The sequence below is a fragment of the Sulfitobacter sediminilitoris genome (assembly GCF_010667575.1).
In the GTDB taxonomy this organism is placed as follows: Bacteria; Pseudomonadota; Alphaproteobacteria; order Rhodobacterales; family Rhodobacteraceae; genus Sulfitobacter; species Sulfitobacter sediminilitoris.
Genome location: NZ_JAABNT010000078.1, coordinates 1 through 1,014, shown reverse-complemented (window position 1 = coordinate 1,014; position 1,014 = coordinate 1). Strand labels below are relative to the sequence as shown.

Sequence of the window (1,014 nt, the reverse complement as noted above, 5' to 3'; positions counted from 1 at the left end):
GCTAATGGGATGAACCGGCTGCTTCCCCCGGTGGGTTAACCTGAGATGGTTTACCCAAAGAAGAAGGAGAAGTGGCTATGAGTATGAAGAATGTAGAAGACCTGTCCGAGCTGGCGGTGATTGGCGTCGACATCGGCAAGGATGTGTTTCATTTGGTGGGGTTTGATGACGTTGGCACCTTGGTGCTGCGCCGGGAGGTCAAGCGATTGGCTTTGACAGCAACATTCGAGAAGATGCCGCGATGCGTGGTCGGGATGGACGCGTGTCTCAGCGCGCACTTCGTGAGCCGAACACTGCGCGGCTTGGGGTTTGAGCCGCGGATTATCCCGGTGATTTACGTCAGACCGTTCATCAAGGGACAGAAGAACGACTACAATGACGCCGAAGCGATTGCTGAGGCCGCGCTTCGCCCAAACCTGAGAACTGTGACGGAGAAGAGCCAGGATCAGTTGGATCTTCAGGCACTGCATCGGGTGCGCGCAAGGCTGGTGTCTCAACGGACCGCGACGATCAACCAGATCCGCGCCTTTTTGATCGAACAAGGCATCACTGTGCGCAAAGGGCTGCATGCCTTGAAGAGCTCGTTTCTGCCAATTCTGGAAGAAAGGCAGGATGAGATATCGCCGCGCATGCGTGCCATTCTGAGCGGTCTCTACGGCGACTGGCTGTGGCTGGATGAACGGATTGAGACCATAGCCAAAGAGATCGAAGACATCAGCCGGACAGAGGAGAACTGCGACAATGTGATGACCATCCCGGGTATTGGTCCCTTGATCTCAACGGCGATGGTTGCGGCAGTCGGCCGGGGCGAGGTTTTTGACCGAGGGCGGGACTTCGCCGCCTGGATCGGCCTTATCCCCCGCCAATACAGCACCGGCGGTCGGACTGTTCTGGAGCCATGCTCAAAGCGCGGAAGCCGATACTTGCGCATGTTGTTTGTTCAGGCCGCAAATGTCGTGCTGATGCGCCCCCATCACTGGCCCGGCTTCAGCTTCGGCGACTGGCTGGCGCGGG

At 57.8% G+C, this 1,014-nt stretch carries 1 protein-coding gene; it reads left to right on the top strand.

Annotated features, from left to right (window positions below):
- Positions 1 to 83 precede the first annotated feature (83 nt).
- Positions 84 to 1,014, top strand: a 931-nt coding sequence (locus GV827_RS23180; RefSeq protein WP_408056278.1) for an IS110 family RNA-guided transposase, incomplete at its 3' end; no start/stop codon positions are given.